Raw genomic sequence first — 18,735 nt, 5'->3', positions numbered from 1 at the left:
AAATAAAAAACTATAAAACTTATTTGAGTTTACAAAAAGAACTAAATTTCAGAAAGACAGGACAATCAACAAGAAAAGAAGGTGTGTCATAAGCCACTTCCCATACGCCCTGAAAGGGCAGAAGCTCTTAGCCCGTCTTCGGCTGCCATTGTTTAAACTTATGACACACCCTCTTTTATCATCAAGCGCCGAAAAATCCATTTACAGATTAAGCATTCTTAATCCAGTTAACGATCCATGCGCCAACCTCAGTTGTGCCATAGTGAGCACCACCCTCTACCTGAATTTCAGGTGTGCGGACATTGGCATCGAGAGAAGCATCTACTGCCTTGCGGATCAAGGCACCCTCCTCGTTCAAGCCGAAGTGCTCCAACAACATGGCTGCAGAAAGAATCTGAGCTACTGGGTTAGCCAAGTTCTTGCCAGCTGCCTGTGGCCATGAACCATGAACAGGCTCGAACAATGGTGTGTGCTCACCGAGAGAGCTGGATGGCTGCAAGCCCATAGAACCGGTAATGCAAGAAGTCTCATCGGTCAGGATATCACCGAAGGTATTCTCTGTAACGATAACATCGAAGAATGTAGGCTCAGTCAATACGCGCATAGAAGCGTTGTCGATGAACATATAATCGGTGTTTACCTCAGGATACTGTGGCTCCATCTCCTTGGCAATCTGACGCCAGAGACGAGAAGATGCCAATACGTTTGCCTTATCTACTACTGTCAGGTGCTTGTTGCGCTTCATGGCAAACTCGAAAGCTACCTTCAGGATGCGCTCAATCTCAGGACGGGTATAGATATCAGTATCGTATGCCTTATCGTTATCCTGATACTTCTCACCGAAGTACATACCGCCAGTCAACTCGCGGATAACTACGAAGTCAGCACCTTTCAGAAGTTCATCCTTCAATGGTGACTTGTGGAGCAGGCAATCGAATGTGGCTACTGGGCGAACATTGGCGAAGAGACCCAACTTCTTACGCATAGCGAGCAAGCCCTGCTCAGGACGAACCTTGGCTGTAGGGTTGTTGTCGAAACGTGGGTCACCAACGGCTGCGAAGAGTACAGCATCAGCATCCATACAAGTCTTGAAGGTCTCCTCTGGGAATGGATTACCTACCTCGTCGATAGCGTGAGCGCCGCAGATAGCCTCGTTGTAAGTAAACTCGTGGTTGAACTTCTCTGCAATGGCCTGCATAACTGCTACGCCCTGCTTCATAATCTCTGGTCCGATACCATCACCGGCGAGAACTGCAATGTTTAATTTCATCTTATTTGATTTTTTAATTGTTTATTTTTTGAATGATTAAAGCTTTTGCCCTTACAGGGCGCATTGCTAAATGCTACCCTATACCCAGGGTATTACCCTGGGCTAGGAGCTTCTGCCCCTTCAGGGCGTGCTGCTGAATAGAAACCTTCGGAGATGTTTTCGTAACCTTCGGAGATATTTTCATAACCTTCGGAGATATTTTCGTAACCTTCGGAGATAATTTCGTAATCTTCGGAGATATTATTCCATATCCAGATTTCGAGGCGAAACAGCCTGATCATCGCTCTTATCTGCCTCGTACATATTAATCATTTTCAGCGTTGCCTTGATAGCAGCTTCTGTCTGGTCGGCATCCAAGCCTCGGGTGCGCCAGATACGATCACCTTCACGCCAGGTGATGACAGTCTGAACGAGGGCATCGGTACGGCCACCAGGTGGGATGGTTACCTGATAGTTGTCGAGCTTAGGGAAGGTCTTGCCGAGCTTCACCTTGTAGATGTTGCGGAGGGCTTTCACGAAAGCATCATACTGACCATCACCGGAGCTACGGTCTTCATACTCCTTGCCATCGATTTCTACCTTTACACTGGCGATAGGCTTCAAACCGTATGAGGTTGATACCATGTAACTTACCAGTTTCACCTTATCCTCTGGAGCTCCATGCTTCAATACATCACTCACGATGTATGGCAGGTCGTCCTGGGTTACCAGCTCCTTGCGGTCGCCGAGTTCGGTGATTCGCTTGGTCACAGCCTTGGTCTGCTCAGGCGTAAGTTCCAATCCCAGTTCATTGAGGTTCTGCACGATATTCGCCTTGCCAGAGTTCTTACCTAACGCATACTCACGATGTCTGCCGAAACGCTCAGGTACCAGGTTGTTGCAATAAAGCTTGTCCTTGTTGTCACCATCGGCATGCACACCAGCCACCTGGGTGAAGACATTGTCTCCTACTACCGGTGTATTCGGAGCCACGGCAATGCCGCTGTAACCTTCAACCAATCGGGAAATATCGTTCAGACGGTCTTCCTTGATATTGGTCTTTGCCTCGAACATATCCTTCAGAATCACCTGAACACTTGCCAATGGTGCATTGCCACAGCGTTCGCCCAAACCATTCACGGTAACGTGAAGACCCTTGGCGCCGCTTAATACGGCAGCCAGCGAGTTGCTCACCGCCAAATCGTAGTCGTTGTGGGCATGGAAGTCGAAGTGAGAGTTCGGATAACGGCGAACCATCTGGCGCATGTACTCCACACACTGCAATGGGTTCAGGATACCCAAAGTATCAGGAAGCAGGAAGCGCTTGATAGGCAACTTCACCAGCTCGTCCATCATCGTGAAAAGATAGTCACGACTGTCGCGCATACCGCTCGACCAGTCCTCCAGATAGAGATTTACAGTGAAATCCTTGCTCAGGGCATAGTCGATGGTCTGCTTGATATGAGCGAGATGCTCCTCAGGCGACATCTTGAGCTGCTGGGTGCAATGCTTGTAGCTGCCCTTCGCCAAAAGGTTGATGACATGACCGCCGCATTCGGCAATCCAATCCACACTCTTGTTGTTATCCACGAATCCCAATACCTCAACGGAATCCAGCTTACCAATGGTCTTGGCATAACGGCAAATGCGAGCGACAGCATCCTTTTCGCCTTCCGACACACGCGCTGAAGCCACCTCAATGCGATCTACATTGATGTCGTGCAACAGCATTCTTGCTATCATCAACTTCTCGTGAGGAAGGAAACTGACACCATTGGTCTGCTCGCCGTCGCGCAGCGTGCAGTCCATGATCTCAATCTCCTTGATACGGGAATTATCTCTCTTTGCGTTAACGTTCATAATTACTTGTTTTTAGCTTCCCAAGCCTCAACCTTGTCGCGGTTCTGAACGAGGAAGTCTACATCGTCCAAACCATTCTCCAAACAGTGTTTCTTGTAGCCGTTGATTTCGAAGTGCTCGCTCTTTCCAGTAGCAAGATTGGTCACGGTCTGGTTAGGAAGATCTACCTTCACCTCTGTCTTGTGATCCTTGTCGATGCTCTCGAAGAGTTCCTTCAGGAATTCCTCGCTTACTACTACTGGCAATACGAGGTTGTTCAACTCGTTGTTCTTGTGGATATCAGCAAAGAAAGAGCTGATGACTACACGGAAGCCTGCACCTGCGATAGCCCAGGCAGCGTGCTCACGGGAAGAACCGGAGCCGAAGTTCTTGCCAGCTACGAGGATGACGCCACTGTAAGAAGGGTCGTTCATCACGAAGTCTGGCTTTGGAGTTCCGTCGGCATTGTAGCGCCAGTCGCGGAAGAGGTTGTCGCCCATACCCTCTTTATCGATAGCCTTGAGGAAACGGGCTGGGATGATCTGGTCTGTATCTACATTCTCCAAAGGAAGAGGAATGCAGCTTGATGTAATTACATTGAATTTCTGTTTCATTTCAATTTAACATTTAACATTGAACACTTAACATTACATAAACTCTCTTGGGTCGGTAATCTTACCAGTGATAGCGGCAGCTGCTGCTACGTATGGGCTGGCAAGGATGGTGCGGGAACCTGGTCCCTGACGACCCTCGAAGTTACGGTTGGATGTACTTACAGAGTACTTGCCTGCCGGAATCTTATCATCGTTCATTGCCAGGCAGGCAGAGCATCCAGGCTGACGGATTTCGAAGCCGGCAGCCTCAACAATCTTATCTATTCCCTCTTCACGTATTTGTTTATCAACCAACCATGAACCTGGTACAAGCCAAGCAGTTACACCATCTGCCTTCTTCTTTCCTTTAACAAGAGAAGCGAAAGCACGGAAGTCTTCAATACGACCATTGGTACATGCGCCCAAGAATACATAATCGATAGGATGACCCTCGAGTTTCTCGCCTGGCTGGAAACCCATGTAGTTGAGGCTCTTCTTGAAACCAGCCTGCTCTTCCTCAGGAATCTCATCGAGAGTTGGGATATTCTCGGTAATGCCGATACCCATACCTGGGTTGGTACCATAGGTGATACGTGGTTCGATATCCTTGGCGTCGAAAGTCAACTCCTTGTCGAAGACTGCATCATCGCCACTCTTCAAGGTCTTCCAGTAAGCCACAGCCTTGTCCCACTCTTCACCCTTAGGTGCATATTCACGACCCTTGATGTACTCGAATGTTGTCTCATCAGGAGCTACAAAACCACCACGGGCACCCATCTCGATAGAGAGGTTACAGAGGGTAAGACGACCTTCCATAGACATATCCTTCACTACATCGCCACTGTACTCAACGAAGTAACCGGTAGCACCTGAAGTAGTGAGCTGGCTCATCAGATAGAGAGCAACGTCCTTGGCAGTAACGCCCTTGCTGAGCTTACCGTTGATGCTGATACGCATAGACTTTGGCTTGCTCTGGAGAATACATTGTGAAGCCATCACCATCTCCACCTCAGAAGTACCGATACCGAAAGCTACGGCACCCATGGCACCATGGGTAGAAGTATGAGAGTCGCCACAGACGATGGTCATACCAGGAAGAGAAAGACCCTTCTCTGGACCTACTACGTGGATGATACCATTATCCTTTGTGTTCATGGCAAAGTGAGTAACACCAAAATCAGCGGTGTTCTTTGCCAAGGTATCTACCTGCTTCTTTGAGATAGGATCCTCAATTGGTTTATCCTGATCATGGGTTGGTGTATTGTGGTCAGGCATACAGAAAATCTGGTCTGGACGGAACATCTTGAGTCCGCGTGCTCGCATACCAGCGAATGCCTGAGGTGATGTTACTTCGTGACAGTAGAGACGGTCGATGTAAAGCTGTGTAGGACCGTCCGGAACAATCTGGACAACGTGCTTGTCCCAAATCTTGTCGAATAATGTATTCATAATATCTCTTGTTATATATATATGTTTATCTAATCTTAAACTTGTTAATACAATCAATGTAAGCCTCAACAGAAGCCGTAACGATGTCGGTATCTGCACCGAAGCCATAATATACATGACCATCGTATTCCACCTGCATGTGAACCTTGCCCACATCATCAGAGCCCTTATCGATAGCCTGGATGGTGAACTCCTTGAGGTTCATCTCCTTGGTGATGACCTTCTTGAGAGCATTGATAGCAGCATCTACCGGACCGTTACCAGATGATGCAGCCTCAAACTTCTGACCTGCAATATCAAGACCGATACTTGCCACGCTCTTCACGCCCTTACCTGTAGTAACCTGCAACCAGTCGAGCTGAACACCATGCTTATCAGCAGAATCAGCACCGGCAAGCATCAAAACATCCTCATCGGTAACTTCCTTCTTCTTATCAGCCAGTTGGAGGAACTTCTTGTAAATTTTGTCGAGCTTCTCCTCATCATTAATCTCTACACCATTGACATGGAGACGATACTTCAATGCAGCACGACCAGAACGGGCTGTCAGAACGATAGCATTGTCATCCAATCCCACTTCCTTAGGATCAATGATTTCGTAAGTCTGAACATTCTTCAAGACACCATCCTGATGGATACCAGAAGAATGAGCAAATGCATTGCGACCCACGATAGCCTTGTTTGGCTGAACAGGCATATTCATCAGACTGCTCACCATGCGTGAGGTAGGAATAATCTTGGTGGTATTGATGTTGGTATCAATATTGATATGCTTGTGACACTTCAGAATCATGGCAATCTCTTCGAGCGAAGTATTACCTGCACGCTCACCGATACCATTGATGGTAACCTCAACCTGGCGTGCACCATTCAAAACACCCTGCAGGGTATTGGCAGTAGCCATACCGAGGTCGTTATGACAGTGGGTAGAAAGGCGTGCCTTGTCAATGCCATCAACATGCTCCATGAGATACTTGATTTTGTCACCATATTCATCAGGCAGACAATAACCTGTAGTATCAGGAATGTTCACTACAGTAGCACCCGCCTTGACAACAGCCTCTACGACACGAGCCAGATACTCATTATCAGTACGGCCTGCATCCTCAGCATAGAACTCTACGTCCTCAACATACTTTTTAGCATACTTGACAGCAGCTACAGCACGTTCGATGATTTCCTCGCGGGTAGAATTGAACTTATACTTGATATGACTGTCGCTGGTACCGATACCGGTATGGATTCTCTTATGCTTGGCATACTGCAAAGCCTCAGCAGCACAATCAATATCTTTTTCTACGGCACGGGTAAGTGCACAAATAGTAGGCCAGGTTACAGCCTTAGAGATTTCTACCACTGAATTGAAGTCGCCCGGACTTGATATTGGAAATCCAGCCTCAATTACATCCACGCCCAACTGCTCCAGTTGCTTTGCCACCTGAATCTTCTCAACTGTGTTCAACTGACATCCCGGAACCTGTTCGCCATCGCGGAGGGTCGTGTCGAAAATGTATAATCTGTCACTCATATCTTTAAAATTTTAAATTTACACCTTATTATATATAAGAGCTACACATTCAGAACGCACTACGTTTATATAGCAATCCGTGCAGAAGCATCAGATAAAGTAAAAAGCCTTTCCCCACTCCATAGACGGAAGTGTAGAAAGGCTTTTAATATCTTATGCGATGAACTATACGCACACCTTATCACTTCCGCCCACAAACTGCAGTCGAAGTCGAATAATAATGCTTGTAATGTTCAACAATGTTGTTCTCATATCTATCTTATTATGTTATATTCTTAAATTCGCATGCAAAGATAACACTTTTATTTGATACTAGCAAACAATTTATAACTTTTTTAATAGAAATGATAACAAATTCCTATAACCTTATGGTTTTTTCACCCAAAAACGTTAATTCTGTGCTAGAATTTGGCGAAAAAGCCAGTTTTTGAGTGAAAAAATTGACAAACTCTAACCTTAGAAAGGCAGATTCTCTGCAGGCGGCGGTGGTAGCGGACTACCATCCTGCCCTCCGCCATTCATCCTAGAGCCTACAATCTCACCACCTTCCTCGACAGGTGCTGCTGCAGCATCCTGCGGATCCTGGAATCGGGTAAATTCTCCACGGAAGTTCAGGAGAACATCTCCAACAGAGCCCTTACGGTGCTTGGCAATGATAATCTGTGCCATACCATGAAGGTCATTACCCTTTTCATCCTGATAGATGTGATAATATTCCGGGCGGTGAACGAAAAGCACCATATCGGCATCCTGCTCTATGGCACCGGATTCACGGAGGTCACTCAACTGAGGTCGTTTTCCTTCCAATCCCTCACGGTTCTCTACATTACGGGAGAGCTGCGAAAGAGCAAGCACAGGAATATTCAGCTCTTTGGCAATACCTTTGAGCGAACGGGAGATGGTAGATACCTCCTCCTGACGGCTACCAAACTTCATACCATTGGCATTCATCAGCTGGAGATAGTCGATCATCAACAGTTTAACACCCTTTTCCCTTACCAGTCGGCGCGCCTTGGTACGGAGTTCAAAAACAGAAAGACCAGGCGTATCATCAATATAAATAGGTGCACCTGTCAGTTTTCTCAGTTTTTTATCCAACCGTTCCCATTCTGGCTGTTCCAATTGTCCGTTCAGTATTTTTTTACCCGAAATCTCGCAAACATTCGAGATGAGTCGGTTCACCAACTGAACGTTATTCATTTCCAGAGAGAAGAATCCGATAGGCACATCATAATCTACCGCCACATTCTTAGCAATACTCAATGCAAAGGAAGTCTTACCCATGGCAGGACGACCGGCGATAATCACAAGGTCGGACGGTTGCCAACCTGATGTTATATCATCCAACCCACGATAACCCGTAGGAATACCGGTAAGACCACCCGAGTTCTGAGCGGCGCGCTGCAAGATGGCAACGGCCTCCTTTACAACCGGATCAATCTGTGTATAATCCTGCTTCATATTGTTCTGCGAAAGCTGGAAGAGTTCACCTTCAGCTTTCTGCATCAGTTCATCCACATCCACACCTTCTTCATACGCCATCGTCTCGATGTCGCCGGCATAATGAATCAGCTGGCGCTGCATATATTTCTGCGCCAGGATACGGGCATGCGACTCTACATGGGCAGCCGAAGCCATGCCTGCAGAAATATCCATGAGATATTGTGCTCCTCCCACCTTATCCAGTTCGCCAGTCTTGGCTAACTGATCGGCAAGAGTCATGATATCCACAGGCCGTTCCTCCATGTTCATCACCTGGATAGCCTGATATATTCTCTTATGACGCGGGTCATAAAAAGTATCCGGCTTGAGCAACTCCGACACCACCGAAAAGGCATCAGAATCTATCATCAAGGCACCCAGTACCGCCTGCTCCACATTCACAGCCTGCGGCTGCAAATGGGCATAGGTTGGATCTATCTGTACCTTATTCTTATTTTTATTATTCTCCGCCATCTTTATTGTTTTTTCCTTTCCTCGAAAACTTTTTTTGTTATAAATTCCAATTCTATAGGCGCAATACCACGATTATCGAGCCAATCTCCCATCTCGAGCAGGCCGAATGCATCTATATCTTCCTTAGGGGAAAAAGCTGCATGACCAGATGCTTCATCCAAAAATCTGATAGCTGCAGATCCTCCCTTTTTCACGAGAACGCAGAGTCCATAATAGAAAAATTTCATAGACTCCCATCTGTGGTCTTGTGGCTTGGAAACTTTGCTCACCATCGCAGATAACATTTTCATGAACATGCGTTCCTTATCATCCTTATCCATATCTGTCATGTCAGAATTCAATATTTCCCTAATCTCATTATCATCACTATTTTGCAGATAAGGTTCTATTAAAGCCATTGCATGGTCAATGTTTTTATCGCCTTCCGATTCAGAAAAGAGCAAAGAGAAAGCCAGTCTGCATTCAACCTGTTCTTCCTTAGGATACTGTTCATCCATCTGGAAAGCCCATTCCAAAGCCTCTTTATAATGATGGAGTTTCAATAAGAGATCGGTCTTTTTCAGCTTGAGCTTAAACTGCTTACTCTCATCTGATTCTTCTTTTATCAAGCAATTCAATGTTATTAAAGCCGCCGGGTCTTTTATCTCCTCTTCTATTTCTAATTTCAACTCCGTGGCAGCCTTATAAGTTGGGCTTGTATTCTTAATCACATAGAGATGTTCAAGCGCTTCATCATATTTTTCCTCCGATTTGTATGCCAATGCAAGCATCATATGCTCTTCGTCGGTATATTTTTCCAGATTACGCAAAATCTTGCTAACAAAGGCATAGTCACCTCTTTTAGCAGAGAAACGGGCCAGCGACAGGCGATACTTATCATATTCCGGTTTAGCAAACAGTCCTGTAGTAAAGAAAGGAATTTCCTTCTGCACTTCGAAAGGATTATCAAATGCCTTCCTCATCGGAGAGAGAGTATAGAATCGGTAGAGGTCCTGCACATAGCGATGACGAACCCTAACTGCACGTTTCTTCTTTTCCTCTTCAGAGAGATTCTCTTCATGTTCCATTACCGAATCAAGCAGTGTGACATTTTCAGAATCCTTTGCTTCTGTAGAATCAGTCTCATCCTCTACTGGCTCTTCGGTATTCTGCTCTTTTTCCACCTCATCTTCTTCGTCATAAAAAACAGGACCAGACACCATATTTTCCGGGGTAACATCCAATGATTCAATAAATTCCTTAGATGTATTATTCAATGAAAGAATGATGCTATACAGATCGGTATCACACATAGAGGCGCCTCTCAAGAGATTGTTGATGAAATTGCGATGCTGTTTCATCGTAGCCCGAACATTCTTGAGCGTAGAATTACGGACATAGAAAGGAACAAACCAATTATAGAGTGAATGGAAATGACCGAAGCTCTTCTGGTTGGCAAACTGATGATAATAGACATCAACTCCTATATCTTCTGAATTCAACATATAGTCGAAGGCTCCCTTAAGGGCATCATCAGGATTCCCCCCATCTGCTGAGAAGCAATTAAGTCCCAATTCACCCGTTTGGTCTATCTTTTCGGCCAAATCCTGAGTAAAAGAAGTGAACATGGTCTTCACCACGGAATGCATCATCTCCTTGCTATCCTTTTTACTTGTAAGACATAGACGCATCTGGCGTTGGAGATCAACACAGGCTGCCAAAAATTCATCATCCATGATCAAGCCAGCAGCAGAATCCCAATATTTCTGTTTTTCACCCGAATTGGTTATTGCACAGAAAACGAAACCCACCAAAGCTCGCTGGCGAACACTGCAAGTACAGTCGTCAGACTTGATTAAGCGCATCAAGACTGCAAGTCTAGGGGCATCCATGAATACAGAGCATGACAATGAAACAGCCGAAACTATCATATTGATGGTGTATGGATCTACCAAATCGGAAGCGATGATATCAAGTATATTCTTGACAAAATCATCATTCCAGTCTTCAGTTGTCAAAATATAAGAAAACACCATATTGCGATAGGCATTAAGCTGCTCTTGTATCTTTTGTCTTTCCTCGTCTATCTGTTCTTCAGACAAGTCTACCTTCAAATTTAGCATAGCTTCATCTGTAGCAAATTTCTCAAAGGTTTCCTGTACCTCATCAAAACTTTTCAGATTCTGAGCTCTTTTGTTAAGTGCAACAAACGTAGGCTCATTTGCCAAAATCCAAGCGTGACGCACTTTACCAAAGAACTTATCAGTATCAAGATCTAAAGTTTGAGCAAGATTATAAAGCTCTCGGTGTTTAAGCTTGCCATCTATATAATCATGATATAAAGCATCATATCTTTTTTCAATTTCCGCAATTTCAGGCTGACACGATTCGAGCCCCACTTCCTGGTCAATTATCTTGCGAATAGCTTCAATTCTGGATATAGTAGTGACATTTTCATGCGAAAACTTTGTCCAGCTAAAATCTTCTCTTTTCATAAGCCGCTTATTTTTGTGCTACAGCCAGGTCACGACGTCTTGGTTCCATAGCGTGTTCATATTTAAGTTTTGGAAGATTACTGATGGTTTTAGCATCGGCACCCGTATATTTTGTGATGATACTTGCATAATGCTGTACCCCACGACTGTTTATGCTATCAACAGCAATATTATACGCCTTGATAAACTTGGCAACTTGGTCTTTACGGCGCGGCTCTGAAAGTATTTTCTTGCGGAAAGCCACAACACCTAACTGCAAGTTCTTATCTCTGCTGTCAAAGAGTTTTACATGCTGTTCAAGTCGGGCTTTGGTAGCTTGAGGTTCTGGCAGCAACATGGCATCCATCTCGTTGTTAAGCAACATACGCAGACGGATGTTCAAATCGTTGATTTGAACCTTATAAGCATCATATTTAGGCTTACCGCTATCGATTGCTAAAGTAGCCAGATAATCTGTTGCAGAGTAGCGGGTCATAGCCACCATCTTATCTGACAGTTGTTTCAGTTCGGATATACGCGAACGCTTATTGGTAATAAACTGCCAATAAAGATTGGTAGAAATAGGGTACGTCAAAGCAGTACCCCGTTTCTCTATATGATGTGCACGAATCAGATCGGTCACGGCTCCCTCTACGCGCTTGCGCTCGATAGCAGTATCACAATCCATTTGTGCAGTATATCTACGCAAATGTACGTCTACACCTTGCTGCTGGAATATACTGTCATCACATGCCAGAAAGATTGGCAGGCAGTCCATTGTTGGCATCACCGCTATCTTCAGCGCAGCACGGTCTAGGCTATCCAATCTAGCCTTTTCCTTCTTGCTCAAGCGATGACGTTCTGCTTCCGACTTGCCACATCCTGCAAATCCTATAGCCAGCAAGAGCATCAAGGCTGCAAACGTTTTGAACTTATTCATTATCAATCCTTTAATCATTTGTTATTCTACATAGAGAACCAATCCCTTCAAATATTCACCTTCCGGATGATAAATATTGATAGGATGGTCGGCAGGCTGGTGCAACTGGTGCAAGATGCGAACCTTTCTTCCAGCCTGCGCTGCAGCAGTAAACACAGCATTGCGGAACTGATCCTTCGTAACCACCTGAGAGCAACTGAAGGTAAAAAGGATGCCGCCCTTCTTAATACGCTGCAAGCCCTTTACGTTCAGGCGGGTATAGCCCTTCAGCGCATTGCGCAAAGCCGCACGGTGCTTGGCAAAAGCAGGAGGATCAAGAACAATCAGATCATACTGCTGGTCATGTTCATCAAGATACTTGAAGGCATCTTCGCAGATAGCCTCATGGCGTGCATCTCCAGGGAAATTGAGCGCAATATTCTCATTGGTCAATTCTATCGCCTTGGCACTGCTGTCTACGGAGTGAACAGCCTTAGCCTCGCCTCTCATCGCATAAACTGAAAAACCGCCGGTATAGCAGAACATGTTGAGCACGCTCTTACCCTTGGCATAATGCTCGAGCAGCGAACGGTTCTCACGCTGATCTACGAAGAAACCCGTTTTCTGACCACGCAACCAGTCGATATGGAATTTCAGTCCATTCTCTACAGCAACATCGTCAGCATCACCTCCCAGTATAAAGCCATTTTCCTGTCTGAGGTCAGCCTTATACGGTAAGGTTGTCTCACTCTTATAGTAGATATTCTCCAGTGCTTCGCCCATCACCTTCTTCAAGGCTTTGGCTATCTCCATGCGGCAAACATGCATACCCACACTGTGAGCCTGCATGACAGCAGTAGGACCATAGCAGTCGATAACAAGTCCCGGCAAGTTATCACCCTCACCATGAACCAAGCGATAAGTAGTATTGGATGAATTACCGGCAATACCCAAAGCGAGTCTCATCTTATATGCCGAATCCAATCTGGCACACCAGTACTCCTCATCAATCTCAATATCTCTAAAAGAAAGAACACGTACAGCGATAGAACCGATCTGATAATGACCTATAGCAATGAATTCACCACTACGGGTAAACACTCTCACAATGTCGCCCTCCTCTATGCCCTCATCCATTGCCTGGATAGCACCCGAGAAGATCCATGGATGAAAACGCTTGAGCGATTCTTCCTTACCTTTCTTTAAATATACGCTTTTATACATATTTATATATGAAGTTTCTTACGATTATCAATTTCTATTCCTTACCACCTTATATCATGCCCTGAGTTCATCGAGCTCGTAATCGCCTGTAGCAGACAAACGCTTGAATTCCTCATACAGATTAATGCAGCACCAGGCATCTGTAGCTGCATAGAGAGCCTGCGATTCCTTCAAATCGCTAGCCTCCCAATTGCTCAACCGTTGCGCCTTGCTGATTTTCTGGTGAAACAGGTTAGCATACAGTTTCTGCAGACTCATGTCTGCGATACCAAAGTTCTTAGCAACATCCTGCAACTCGATAAAGTAGCCAACCTTAAAAGCAGCTCGCTTATGGAGCTGCAGCAAGTCATCGTGCCAGGAAAGTCCTACTTTTGGCACGGTGGTATCTTCGAGCAAGCGAATGATGGCAGGAGTCATGCCCGTATGATGCAGGCGGAAGAGATAACAAGTATCATGTGTACTCACCTGCAACAACGAAACATGGTAAGCCTGACCACGCTTGAATGATGGGCGCGTTTCTGTATCCACACCCAGTATATAATGGCTAAGTAGGTCATTAACAGCCGCTTCTGTATCTTCAGGCTTGTCAACGACTACGATTTTGCCAGGAAACAAAGCTCTTGGCAAATTCGTGATTGCCGCCTTGTCGAAACTAGTGAAAATAATCTTCATTATGCTTTTTATTCTTTACAAGTTGCAAAATTAGAAAAAAAAGATGAGAAAAAGAATTGTTTTCTCAATTATTTTCGCTAATTTTGCAGATAAATTATTCAAAAATATATAAAATGGCTAAAAAAAGAACTGAAAAAAAGACCAAAACCTTTAGCGAAGCTATTGGTTTACAGTATATTTTCAACAATACTATCACTGACTTTTTCATAGGATTAGCCTTGGTAGTCATTGCTGTGGTTATCATCATCGCTATGATCTCCTTTCTCAACACAGGAGCCAATGACCAGAGTTTGCTCGAAAATCTGAAGCCGGGCGAATGGACCAACACGGAAAAACAGTTTCAGAACTACTGCGGATCCTGGGGAGCCATTGTATCCTATTGGCTCATTGTCATCAATTTCGGATTTCCAGCCTTCTTGCTCCCATTCTTTGTCATCATGGTGGGATTGCAGATGATGCATGCCTACAAGCTGAACCTGTGGAAATGGTTCTTCTGCATGATTGTGATCATACTATGGATGTCGGTAACCTTTGCCAAATTCATCGCACCTATCATGCCAAGCCTCATCTTCAATCCGGGCGGAAAGCACGGACTCTTTGTCGTGCAGAATCTGGAGAACATCATGGGTCCTCCAGGACTTACTGCCATTCTTTTCTTCGTGGCGGTAGCATTCCTCACCTATCTCACCACTGAAACTATTACGGTTATCAGAAAAGCACTCAACCCTATCGGTTATATATCAAATAAGGTGAAATTTGAGATTACTAACCATGGAAAGAACAGGAAAGATACGGAAGCTATCGACGAGGTATACGCCAACGCAGCATATGGTCCTGGCACAGAGGATGAGAAAGAAGAATATAAGGAAGAAGAACCTGCCAAAGTCATCGACCTGAATCTGGATCCGGACCAGACTTTCGCAAACCCGGACACACCTTCTACGTCTGTTGAGTCAGAGGCAGACGGACAGGAAGCTACAGGAACAGAAGGTGATACAGACAAAGATGAAACCATCGCTATAGCCAACGGCACGCAGAACGAGAATATGTCATTCATTGCACGTCAGCGCGAACTCCGTACAAAACGGGCTGAACAGGAAGCATTGGAAAAGCAAGCTGCCGAGGCTGCTGCAGCTTCTGAGCATATAGGTATGGACATCTCTGTAGCCACAGCCGACGAGAAGGCTACAGGCAACACCTTGAGCAATGCAGAAGTACTGAATACTCCGATCAATCCGAAGGAGCCGTTCACCAGATATAAATATCCGGTACTCAACCTTCTGAAGAAGTATGAGGATGACGGCGTATCCATCGATGAGGAAGAGCAGCGCGCCAACAAAAACCGCATCATCGAGGTGCTGGGCAACTTTGGCGTACAGATCAAAACCATCCGTGCTACGGTTGGTCCTACCATCACACTCTACGAAATCCAGCCTGCAGAAGGCGTACGTATCTCTAAGATCAAGAATCTGGAAGATGACATCGCCTTGAGTCTGGCAGCTCTCGGCATCCGTATCATCGCTCCTATCCCAGGTAAGGGAACCATCGGTATTGAGGTACCTAACGCAAAGGCGAACATCGTTAGTATGGAAAGTACTTTAAACTCAAAGAAATTCCAGGAAACCAAGATGGAGTTACCTATCGCTTTGGGTAAGACCATTACCAACGAAGTGTTTATGGTTGATTTGGCAAAGATTCCTCACCTGCTTGTTGCGGGTGCTACCGGACAGGGTAAATCTGTAGGTTTGAATGCCATCATCACCTCTTTATTATACAAGAAACATCCAAACGAACTCAAACTGGTTCTCATCGACCCTAAGAAGGTGGAGTTTAGCGTCTACTCCCGTATTGCCAATAAGTTTATGGCTGCGGTTCCTGATGAGGAAGAACCTATCATAACCGACGTAACCAAGGTGGTTAGAACCCTGAACAGTCTGTGTGTACTGATGGATAGCCGTTACGACTTGCTCAAAAAGGCAGGAGCACGCAACATCAAAGAATACAACCAGAAGTATATCAACCACAAGTTGAAGTTGACAGATGGACATGAGTATATGCCATACATCGTGGTGATTATAGATGAGTTCGGTGATCTGATCATGACAGCCGGCAAAGAAGTAGAACTTCCTATTGCCCGTATCGCCCAGCTGGCACGTGCCGTGGGTATCCACATGATTATTGCCACCCAGCGTCCTACAACCAGCATCATCACGGGTAATATCAAGGCTAACTTCCCTGGCCGTATCGCCTTTAAGGTTACATCTGCCATCGACTCAAAGACCATTCTTGACCGTACAGGAGCCAACCAGCTGATTGGTCGTGGTGATATGCTCTATCTCTGCGGCAACGAACCTGTACGTGTACAGTGTGCCTTTGTTGATACACCTGAAATCGAGCGCATCAACGAGTATATCTGCGAACAGCCTGGCCCTATCGAACCTATGGAGTTGCCAGAACCAGCTAATGATGAAGGAAGCGCAGGTGGAAGCGGCAGCATCAGTGCCCGCGAACTGGATCCGTTCTTCGAAGAGGCAGCCCATGCGATTGTTCTTTCACAGCAGGGTTCTACCAGCATGATCCAGCGCCGGTTCAGTATCGGCTATAACCGTGCAGGACGATTAATGGACCAGATGGAAGCTGCAGGCATCGTAGGTGCAGCACAGGGCAGCAAGCCTCGTGAGGTACTGATACAGGATGAAAACCAGCTTAATAATCTGTTAATGGCACTTCGAAACTCTTAATTTTAGTAAATAACTAAGGGTATGAAAGAAGATAATATTGGAAAAGGTTAAATTATTAAACCCTGAAGCCGTGAAAACGTCTAAGAGAGAAAAGACGTTTTTACGGCTTTATGATAGAGTATGAAATTTTAGAAGATATAACATAGAATTTTAAAAGAAAGGAAAAGATAAAAATGAAAAAGATTTTAGCATTGACTTTCGTTGCAATGATGAGCATCGGAGCCATGGCGCAGACTGCGCAACAGGTACTTGATAAGACCGCTGCCGTTATTGGCAACAAAGGTGGAGCTAGCGCCAACTTCAAGATGAGCAGCTCTAAGTATGGATCAGCAAGCGGCAGTATTGCCATCAAAGGCAACAAGTTTAACGCCCGTACCCCGCAAGCCATCGTCTGGTTCAACGGCAAGACCCAGTGGACTTATCTAAAGAAAACCAACGAGGTGAATGTCAGCAACCCTACACAGGCTCAGCAGATGTCCATGAACCCTTATACCTTTATTAATATATATAAGACTGGTTATAAGTCAACGCTCAAGACAGCAGGCAGTAACTATGTAGTACATCTCGTTGCCAATAACCAGAAACGTTCTGTAGCCGAAATGTATATCACCATCAACAAAAAGACACATATTCCATCAGTTGTCAAGATGCGACAGGGCAATACCTGGAGTACCATTACGGTAAGTAACTTCAGAGCCAAGAGCGTTTCTAACAGCACATTCAATTTCAACAGCAAGGAATGTCCAGGAGCTGAAGTCATCGACCTGAGATAATCGTCTGAAATATCGTATAAAGTTTATTTTCAAATAAGATTCCCCGCCACAACCCTCCGGTAGCGTGACGGGGAATTACTTTTTCCAAAAGGGTTTTAGTATCAATAATTTCCAAAAGCGAATCATAGGATCTACCTTTTTGCACAACAAATCTTAAAACAACTATGCAATTGTAAAATATTCAAAATACTTTGGAATTTTTGCAAAAATATTTGGCGGATACAAAAGAATTGCTTATCTTTGCAGCAACAAATTATAACAACAAGTAATTATGAAGCAGACAGAAGCCTATCAAAGACTCGTGGAGAAAGGTATCCGACCATCACTCCAGCGTATTGCCATCATGGATTGGCTTATTAATCATCCCACTCATCCAACTATCGAGGATGTGTACAAAGGATTAGCTGAAAGTATCCCAACATTGAGCAAGACAACCGTTTACAATACACTCAGAATGTTGAGTGAGCACAATGCGGCTCAAATGATCACAATCGATGAACATCGCGTGTGTTATGATGGAAATATTAAAAGCCACGTTCACTTCTATTGCAGAAATTGTGGCAAGGTAATTGACTTTTTCGGCGAACCTGCTCCAACAGTGGAACCAGGAAAGGAAATTGAAGGAAACATCGTATTGGAAGAACAGCTCTACTACAGAGGAATCTGTACAGAATGCGCTAAAAAAGGCGTAAAGTCACCTCTCACAGAGACTGTTCATTAATTCAAAAGACAATAATTATACAACAACTTTAAAACAAAAGCATTATGAAGAAAAAGTTTATTTGCACCGTTTGCGGTTACATTTACGAAGGTACAGAAGCACCTGAGAAGTGCCCTATCTGCAAGGCTCCAGCCAGCAAGTTCAAAGAGATGGAAGATGCAGTAGATGACGATATGACATTTGCTACCGTTCACGTTCTCGGTCAGGCATTTAAGGATAGCGTTAATGAAGACGTTATCAAGGGTTTGAAGGACCATTTCAATGGTGAGTGTGGCGAGGTAGGTATGTATCTTGCTATGGCACGCCAGGCAGATCGTGAAGGCTATCCTGAAATTGCAGAGGCTTACAAACGTTATGCCTATGAGGAGGCTGATCACGCTTCTCGTTTTGCAGAACTTCTCGGTGAGGTTTTGGGTGATACCAAGAGCAATCTCGAGGCTCGTATTGCAGCAGAGAAGGGTGCTTGTGAGGATAAGTTCCGCATTGCCAAGCTTGCTAAGGAGCAGGGTTCAGATGCTATCCACGATACCGTTCATGAGATGGCTAAGGATGAAGCCCGCCACTGTGCAGGTTTTGCAGGTCTCTACAAGAGATACTTCAAGTAATAGATTTTAAAAG

14 protein-coding genes are annotated in these 18,735 nt (G+C 45.1%); 4 read left to right on the top strand and 10 right to left on the bottom strand.

From position 1 onward, the window contains the following. Positions 1-208: 208 nt before the first annotated feature. The 10 genes from leuB to FO447_RS03065 all read right to left on the bottom strand — a co-directional run bounded on the left by leuB (position 209) and on the right by FO447_RS03065 (position 13,885). On the bottom strand, positions 209-1,270 hold the full coding sequence (gene leuB / locus FO447_RS03110) for a 3-isopropylmalate dehydrogenase (protein WP_200757578.1): 1,062 nt from the start codon (positions 1,268-1,270) through the stop codon (positions 209-211). 240 nt (positions 1,271-1,510) lie between these two features. Continuing rightward, positions 1,511-3,109 carry an alpha-isopropylmalate synthase regulatory domain-containing protein gene (locus tag FO447_RS03105; RefSeq protein ID WP_200757577.1) on the bottom strand — a complete coding sequence of 533 codons (1,599 nt, stop codon included), beginning with the start codon at positions 3,107-3,109 and terminating at the stop codon, positions 1,511-1,513. A 2-nt stretch (positions 3,110-3,111) separates the two neighbouring features. After that, positions 3,112-3,702 (bottom strand): 3-isopropylmalate dehydratase small subunit, encoded by a 591-nt coding sequence (leuD, locus tag FO447_RS03100; RefSeq protein ID WP_006846819.1) that lies wholly within the window; start codon positions 3,700-3,702, stop codon positions 3,112-3,114. Positions 3,703-3,735: 33 nt separating this feature from the next. Further along, positions 3,736-5,130: a 3-isopropylmalate dehydratase large subunit gene (gene leuC, locus FO447_RS03095; protein WP_117693069.1), complete on the bottom strand. Its 1,395-nt coding sequence runs from the start codon at positions 5,128-5,130 to the stop codon at positions 3,736-3,738. A gap of 25 nt (positions 5,131-5,155) precedes the next feature. Beyond that, the gene (locus FO447_RS03090) at positions 5,156-6,658 is read right to left on the bottom strand and encodes a 2-isopropylmalate synthase (protein WP_200757576.1); all 1,503 of its coding nucleotides are present in this window, start codon (positions 6,656-6,658) and stop codon (positions 5,156-5,158) included. A gap of 456 nt (positions 6,659-7,114) precedes the next feature. Then, positions 7,115-8,614, bottom strand: coding sequence for a replicative DNA helicase (gene dnaB, locus FO447_RS03085; RefSeq protein ID WP_117693067.1), 1,500 nt, complete (start codon positions 8,612-8,614; stop codon positions 7,115-7,117). Positions 8,615-8,616: 2 nt separating this feature from the next. Next, on the bottom strand, positions 8,617-11,088 hold the full coding sequence (locus FO447_RS03080) for a hypothetical protein (RefSeq protein WP_200757575.1): 2,472 nt from the start codon (positions 11,086-11,088) through the stop codon (positions 8,617-8,619). 7 nt (positions 11,089-11,095) lie between these two features. Continuing rightward, the gene (locus FO447_RS03075; protein WP_117727022.1) at positions 11,096-12,007 is read right to left on the bottom strand and encodes an ABC transporter substrate-binding protein; all 912 of its coding nucleotides are present in this window, start codon (positions 12,005-12,007) and stop codon (positions 11,096-11,098) included. 21 nt (positions 12,008-12,028) lie between these two features. After that, entirely contained in the window at positions 12,029-13,210 is a 1,182-nt protein-coding gene (locus FO447_RS03070) for a class I SAM-dependent rRNA methyltransferase (RefSeq protein ID WP_022120962.1), read from the bottom strand. A 54-nt stretch (positions 13,211-13,264) separates the two neighbouring features. Beyond that, complete coding sequence (locus FO447_RS03065; protein ID WP_117726944.1) at positions 13,265-13,885, bottom strand: 3'-5' exonuclease; 621 nt, start codon at positions 13,883-13,885, stop codon at positions 13,265-13,267. Positions 13,886-13,995: 110 nt separating this feature from the next. On the opposite strand from FO447_RS03065, the gene FO447_RS03060 reads away from it, so the two are divergent. The 4 genes from FO447_RS03060 to FO447_RS03045 all read left to right on the top strand — a co-directional run bounded on the left by FO447_RS03060 (position 13,996) and on the right by FO447_RS03045 (position 18,722). Further along, a complete protein-coding gene (locus FO447_RS03060; RefSeq protein ID WP_118080496.1) occupies positions 13,996-16,623 on the top strand; it encodes an FtsK/SpoIIIE family DNA translocase in 2,628 nt (875 codons plus the stop codon). A gap of 173 nt (positions 16,624-16,796) precedes the next feature. Further along, the gene (locus FO447_RS03055; RefSeq protein WP_200757574.1) at positions 16,797-17,396 is read left to right on the top strand and encodes a LolA-like putative outer membrane lipoprotein chaperone; all 600 of its coding nucleotides are present in this window, start codon (positions 16,797-16,799) and stop codon (positions 17,394-17,396) included. A gap of 271 nt (positions 17,397-17,667) precedes the next feature. Next, positions 17,668-18,117 carry a Fur family transcriptional regulator gene (locus FO447_RS03050; protein WP_117586626.1) on the top strand — a complete coding sequence of 150 codons (450 nt, stop codon included), beginning with the start codon at positions 17,668-17,670 and terminating at the stop codon, positions 18,115-18,117. Positions 18,118-18,161: 44 nt separating this feature from the next. Beyond that, a complete protein-coding gene (locus FO447_RS03045; protein ID WP_117586627.1) occupies positions 18,162-18,722 on the top strand; it encodes an NADH peroxidase in 561 nt (186 codons plus the stop codon). The last annotated feature ends 13 nt before the right edge of the window (positions 18,723-18,735 follow it).

This window comes from Segatella copri, assembly GCF_015074785.1.
In the GTDB taxonomy this organism is placed as follows: domain Bacteria; phylum Bacteroidota; class Bacteroidia; order Bacteroidales; family Bacteroidaceae; genus Prevotella.
Note: the sequence above shows the minus strand (reverse complement) of the source record. Positions and strands in the feature narration are given on the sequence as shown.

Excerpts from the sequence above, each read along its gene's own strand:
- leuB (WP_200757578.1), bottom strand. The coding sequence starts at position 1,270 with ATGAAATTAAACATTGCAGTTCTCGCCGGTGATGGTATCGGACCAGAG.
- FO447_RS03105 (WP_200757577.1), bottom strand. The coding sequence starts at position 3,109 with ATGAACGTTAACGCAAAGAGAGATAATTCCCGTATCAAGGAGATTGAG.
- leuD (WP_006846819.1), bottom strand. The coding sequence starts at position 3,702 with ATGAAACAGAAATTCAATGTAATTACATCAAGCTGCATTCCTCTTCCT.
- leuC (WP_117693069.1), bottom strand. The coding sequence starts at position 5,130 with ATGAATACATTATTCGACAAGATTTGGGACAAGCACGTTGTCCAGATT.
- FO447_RS03090 (WP_200757576.1), bottom strand. The coding sequence starts at position 6,658 with ATGAGTGACAGATTATACATTTTCGACACGACCCTCCGCGATGGCGAA.
- dnaB (WP_117693067.1), bottom strand. The coding sequence starts at position 8,614 with ATGGCGGAGAATAATAAAAATAAGAATAAGGTACAGATAGATCCAACC.
- FO447_RS03080 (WP_200757575.1), bottom strand. The coding sequence starts at position 11,088 with ATGAAAAGAGAAGATTTTAGCTGGACAAAGTTTTCGCATGAAAATGTC.
- FO447_RS03075 (WP_117727022.1), bottom strand. The coding sequence starts at position 12,007 with ATGAATAAGTTCAAAACGTTTGCAGCCTTGATGCTCTTGCTGGCTATA.
- FO447_RS03070 (WP_022120962.1), bottom strand. The coding sequence starts at position 13,210 with ATGTATAAAAGCGTATATTTAAAGAAAGGTAAGGAAGAATCGCTCAAG.
- FO447_RS03060 (WP_118080496.1), top strand. The coding sequence starts at position 13,996 with ATGGCTAAAAAAAGAACTGAAAAAAAGACCAAAACCTTTAGCGAAGCT.
- FO447_RS03055 (WP_200757574.1), top strand. The coding sequence starts at position 16,797 with ATGAAAAAGATTTTAGCATTGACTTTCGTTGCAATGATGAGCATCGGA.
- FO447_RS03050 (WP_117586626.1), top strand. The coding sequence starts at position 17,668 with ATGAAGCAGACAGAAGCCTATCAAAGACTCGTGGAGAAAGGTATCCGA.
- FO447_RS03045 (WP_117586627.1), top strand. The coding sequence starts at position 18,162 with ATGAAGAAAAAGTTTATTTGCACCGTTTGCGGTTACATTTACGAAGGT.